5 protein-coding genes are annotated in these 5174 nt (G+C 73.0%); all 5 read left to right on the top strand.

The window, feature by feature from the left end:
* Positions 1-10 precede the first annotated feature (10 nt).
* Positions 11-1372, top strand: coding sequence for a sensor histidine kinase (locus tag K9U40_RS21910; RefSeq protein WP_282892231.1), 1362 nt, complete (start codon positions 11-13; stop codon positions 1370-1372).
* A gap of 85 nt (positions 1373-1457) precedes the next feature.
* A complete protein-coding gene (locus tag K9U40_RS21905) occupies positions 1458-1814 on the top strand; it encodes a hypothetical protein (protein WP_282639128.1) in 357 nt (118 codons plus the stop codon).
* Positions 1815-1849: 35 nt separating this feature from the next.
* Complete coding sequence (locus K9U40_RS21900; RefSeq protein ID WP_282639127.1) at positions 1850-2320, top strand: DUF2271 domain-containing protein; 471 nt, start codon at positions 1850-1852, stop codon at positions 2318-2320.
* A 17-nt stretch (positions 2321-2337) separates the two neighbouring features.
* Positions 2338-4530 (top strand): PepSY domain-containing protein, encoded by a 2193-nt coding sequence (locus K9U40_RS21895; protein ID WP_282892230.1) that lies wholly within the window; start codon positions 2338-2340, stop codon positions 4528-4530.
* Positions 4520-5174: FAD:protein FMN transferase (locus tag K9U40_RS21890; RefSeq protein ID WP_282892229.1), on the top strand; the 655-nt coding region annotated here is incomplete at its 3' end. The genes K9U40_RS21895 and K9U40_RS21890, both read left to right, overlap by 11 nt.

Raw genomic sequence — 5174 nt, 5'->3', positions numbered from 1 at the left:
GAGCGGGGGCGTGAGCGGCCCTCGCCAGTCCCGCCGGTGGAGCCTGGGCCGGCGCCTCGGGCTGTGGCTCGCGGCCTCGGTCGCGGCGCTGTGGCTCGCCGCGGCCACGGTGGCGGGACTGGTGCTGCGGCACGAGATCGGCGAGGTGTTCGACAGCGCGCTCCAGGAGGTGGCGCAGCGGGTGCTGCCGCTGGCCTATTCCGAGCTGCTCTCCCGCGAGGCCGGGGACGCCCCGCAGCACATGGCGCCCATCGGGGCCCACCGGGAATACATCACCTATGTGGTGCGCGATGGCGCGGGGCGCGTGCTGCTCCAGTCCAGCGACGCGGAGCTGATGGCGATCCCGCCGGGCCTTGCCCCGGGCTTCCACACCACCGATCGGCTGCGCACCTACACCGAGGCGGCGGTGCGCGGCACCATTGTCGTCACCACGGCGGAGGAACTCGGCCACCGCGCCGCGGCGGTGCGGCGGGCCGTGATGGCGCTGATCTGGCCCCTCGTCGCCTTGGTGCCCATCGCGCTGGCCGGCGTCTGGCTCTCGGTCCGGCTGTCGCTCAAGCCGGTGCTGGCGTTCCGCCGGGCCATCGCGGCGCGCGGCCGCGGCAATCTCACGCCGGTGTCGGCGGACGGCCTGCCGGAGGAGATGGCGCCCGTCGCCGCCTCGGTCAACGCGCTGATGGAGCGCCTGCGCGGCGCACTGGAGGCGGAACGGGGCTTCACCGCCAACAGCGCCCACGAGCTGAGAACCCCCATCGCCGCCGCGCTGGCGCAGACCCAGCGCCTGCTGGCCGAACTACCCGAAGGCGCCCCCCGCCAGCGGGCGCGGGACGTGGCCGGCGCGCTCCGGCGCCTGACCCGCCTCTCCGAGAAGCTGCTGCAACTGGCAAAGGCCGAAGGCGGCGGCCTGCTGGCCGAGCATCCGGCGCCGCTCGGCCCGGTGCTGCGCCACGTGATCGCCGAACTCGACCACCAGACCGAGCGGGGCTCAGACCTTGTGGTGGCGATCCCGCCGGACGGCGGCCCGGTCAGCGATCTCGACCCGGATGCCTTCGCGGTCCTCGCCCGCAATCTCATCGAGAACGCCCTGAAGCACGGCGCGCCCGAAACCCCCATCCATGTGCGGCTGAGCGCTGACGGCTTCGAGGTCGCCAATCGCGGCCCGGTGGTGCCGGCCGACCGGCTGGCGGCGCTGCTGCGCCCGTTCGAGCGGGGGCCGACCCAGGCCGAGGGTACCGGCCTCGGCCTCGCCATCGCCGCCGCCGTGTGCCGTGGCGCCGGGCTGAGGCTCGATCTCGCCTCGCCGATCCCGGGGGAGGCGGACGGCTTCCAGGTCACCGTGCGCTTTCCGACCGCGATCCTGACGGGAAGCTGAACGTAATAGCGCTCGCGCTTCAGGTCGCCGTCAGGTGCACGCACGAGGGTGAGCCCGGTCAACACCAACCAGCCGGGAGGCATCCATGAAAACGCGCACCCTGATCGGAGCGGCTCTCCTTTTGTCCACCACGGGCATCGGCATCGCCCTGGCGGCGTCGGACCTCCATTCCCTGTCGCTGTCCGGGCACGAGCGGCACGAGCGCCGGGAGGCTTCCGGCCCGGACGGCGCCATGCGCTTTGCGGACTCGAAGTCCGAGCACAAGCGCGATGGCGCCCACAATCGCCGTCACCGCGAGGATGACGACGACGATGATGAGGACGACGACCGCCGCGGCGGTCGCAACGCCCTGCCCCAGACCGGCCCCGCCGATCCCAGCGCGCCGGTGCCCGACAACGGCCTCTTCAACGGCAAGGCCCGGCCCAAGGTCGAGGTGCAATGAGCCCCTCCCCGCTTTTCCCTTCCAGGAGCCGACCGATGAAATTCGTTCTCCCCGCCGTGGCCGCAACCGCCGCGCTGGTGGCCCCCACCCTCGCCGAAGCCAGGCAGGTCACCTTCGAGACCGCGCTGAAGCGCTACGGCGGCAATGGCGCCTACGTGGTGCTCTACGTCACCGACGCCGCCGGGGCCTACAAGGGCACCTTGTGGATGGCCGGCGGCAAGGCGAAATACTACCGCCACCTCTCCGACTGGCAGCGCGCCTCCGGCGGGCGGGCGACCGAGATCGACGGCATCACCGGCGCCAGCATCGGCTCCGGCAAGACGCTGAAGATCACCCTCGACCTCGCCGACGCCATGATCGACGCCGGCTACAAGGTGCATGTGGATACCTCGGTCGAGGACGGGATGGACAATCCCTCCGAGGTGGTGGCGCCGCTCGCGGCCGCCGCGTCCGGCAAGCCTTTTGCCGGCAAGGGCTACGTCAAGTCCCTCACCGTCACCTTCTGACCGAAACGGACATCAACATGCTGCGCCGTCTTCATGGGTTGCCGGGCGTCGTGCTGGCGCTCGGCCTCACGGTGGTCGCCGTCACCGGTGCCGTGCTCTCGCTTCAGCCGGCATTGGACCGCGCGGCGGCTCCAGCGGTGCCTGCGGGCACCAGCGTCGCGGGCCTCGCGGCGCAAGTCGCCGCGCGCCACCCGGGCATCAGCGCCATCCGCCAGCGGCCGGATGGCAGCCTCACGGTGGCCTTCGACGACGGCGACGCGCGCGGCGTGGAGCGGGTCGATCCGGCCACCGGCACGGGGCTGGGACCCTATCAGGTGCCTGAGACCACGCGCTTCATCACCAGTCTCCACCGCTCCTTCCTGGCCGGCGACGCGGGCCGGGCCGCGGCCGGGCTGGGCGCGCTGGCCATGCTGGCGCTGAGCGTGTCTGGCATGCTGCTGCTCGCGCGACGGCTCGGCGGCGCGGGGGCGCTGCTGCGGCCGATCCGCGGCACGCCGGCCCAGCGCTGGCACGGCGAACTGGGGCGGCTGGCCGTCGCCGGGCTGGTGCTGTCCTCCCTCACCGGCCTGTGGATGTCCGCCGGCACCTTCGGCCTCATCCCCGAGGCGCAGGGGATTGCCCCCGCCGTCACCGCGAGCGGCGGCACGCCGGCGCCGGTGGGCACCCTCGCCGCGCTGCGATCCGTGCCGCTGGCGGAGCTGCGCGAGCTGAGCTTCCCCGATCCCGCCGATCCCACCGACATCTTCACCCTGCGCACCGCCGCCGGCGAGACGCAGATCGACGCCGCCACCGGCGCGGCCCTGGCCTTCGCCCCGGCCACCGGGCTGGAGCGGATCAATGATCTTGTCCGCACCCTCCACACCGGGCGGGGCGCGTGGCTGCTCGGCCTGCTGCTGGGGCTCTCCTCGGCCGCCGTGCCGATGCTGGGCGCCACCGGCATCATCCTGTGGGCGCGCCGGCGGGCGGCCCGTCCGCGCTTCACCGCGAATGCGCCCGCGCGCGGCGCCGATACGGTGATTCTCGTGGGCAGCGAAGGCAATTCCACCTGGGGCTTCGCCGGCACCCTGCATGCCGCCCTTACTGCCGCCGGGCACCGGGTGCACATCGCCGCCATGAACGAGGTGGGCGCGGCACATCTTGCCGCCGACCGGCTTCTGATCCTCACCGCCACCTATGGCGAAGGCGATGCGCCGGCCTCGGCCAAGGGCTTCCTGTCCCGCCTCGCGCGCGTGCCGGGGCGTCCGCCGGTGGCGGTGCTGGGCTTCGGCGATCGCAACTTCCCGCATTTCTGCCGGTTCGCCCAGGAGGTCGCCGACGCGCTGGAGGCCAAAGGGTGCCCGCGCCTCTTGCCGCTGAAGCGGGTGGACCGGCGCTCGGCCCAGGAATTCGCCCAATGGGGGCAAGACCTCGGCGCCGTGCTGGGGCACGACCTCACGCTCTCCCACGTGGCCGAGCCGCCGAAGACCGTGCCGCTGGTGCTCGCCGGGCGTGAGCTTTATGGCGAGGCGCTGGGCACGCCGGTGGCGATCCTGCGCTTTCAGGCCCCGCGTGATCCGCGCACCGGCACGCCCGGCCGCCTGCCGGCCTTCGCGGCGGGGGACCTGGCGGGGATCGTGCCGCCGGGGGACACCATGCCCCGCTTCTACTCGCTCGCCTCGTCCACCCGCGACGGGGTGCTGGAGATCTGCGTGCGGCTGCGGGAAGGCGGGCTGTGCTCCACCTTCCTGCATGCGCTGGCCCCGGGTGGCGCGATCAACGCCTTCATCCGCGAGAATCCGGCGTTCCGCCCGGCGGCGGGGCGCGCGCCGCTGATCCTCGTCGGCGCCGGGGCCGGCATCGGCCCGCTTGCCGGCTTCGTGCGCGCCAATGCGGAAGAACGGCCCATGCATCTCTACTGGGGCGGGCGCAGCGCCGCCTCCGATTTCCTGTACGAACATGAACTGGCCCAGCATCTGGCGGAACGGCGCCTGACCTCCCTCAAGACCGCCTTCTCGCGGGATGTGGAAGGGGGCGCCTATGTCCAGGACCGGATCGCCGCCGATGCGCCGCGCCTGCGGGAACTGCTGAAGCAGGGCGCGCAGATTCTGGTGTGCGGCGGCCGCGACATGGCCGATGCGGTGACCCGCGCCTTCGAGCCGGTGGTGCGCCCGCTCGGCCTCGATCTTGCCACCCTCAAGTCGTGCGGGCGCTATGTCGAAGATGTCTACTGAGGCCCCGCATCGCCACGCCCTGAGCGGCCCCGCCATGGGCTCGCGCTGGTCGGCCGTGTTCCATGCGGGCGGCGATGTGGACGAGGCGGCGCTGACCCACCGCCTCCAGGGCGCCGTCGAGCGGGTGGAGCAGCAGATGTCCACCTGGCGCCCGGAGTCGGATCTGGAGCGGCTCAACGCCGCGCCGGTGGGCGCCTGGGTGCAGATCCCCCGCGAACTGGCGCATGTACTCGCCACGGCCCTGGAGATCGGCCGCCTGTCGCAGGGGGCGTTCGATATCGGCGTGGGCGATCTGGTCCAGGCCTGGGGCTTCGGCGGCGGCGCGCGCGTGCCCGATGGCGGGCGCATCGCCGCGATTGCCGGCCGTCCCTCGTTCGAGCCGCCGAAAACTCTTCAGCTCGATCCGGCCGGCTGTCGCGCGCGCCGGCTGGCGCCGTTGCGGCTTGACCTCTCCGGCATCGCCAAGGGCTTCGGCGTGGACGAATTGGCGCGGGAGATGACGGCGGCGGGCCTGTCCTCCTGGCTGGTGGGCATCGACGGCGAGATGCGGGCCGAGGGCACGAAGCCCGATGGCCGCCCCTGGACCATCGCCCATGAAAAGCCCACGCCGGGGGAGCGGGAGATTCTCGGCGTGCTGGAGCTGT

The sequence above is a fragment of the Xanthobacter autotrophicus genome (assembly GCF_030015065.1).
GTDB classification, from domain to species: domain Bacteria; phylum Pseudomonadota; class Alphaproteobacteria; order Rhizobiales; family Xanthobacteraceae; genus Xanthobacter; species Xanthobacter autotrophicus_D.
The sequence above is the reverse complement of the archived record's forward strand: the minus strand, read 5'-3'. Positions and strand labels throughout refer to the sequence as shown.

Coding starts and splice junctions, on each gene's coding strand:
- K9U40_RS21905 (WP_282639128.1), top strand. CDS start 1,458: ATGAAAACGCGCACCCTGATCGGAGCGGCTCTCCTTTTGTCCACCACG.
- K9U40_RS21900 (WP_282639127.1), top strand. CDS start 1,850: ATGAAATTCGTTCTCCCCGCCGTGGCCGCAACCGCCGCGCTGGTGGCC.
- K9U40_RS21895 (WP_282892230.1), top strand. CDS start 2,338: ATGCTGCGCCGTCTTCATGGGTTGCCGGGCGTCGTGCTGGCGCTCGGC.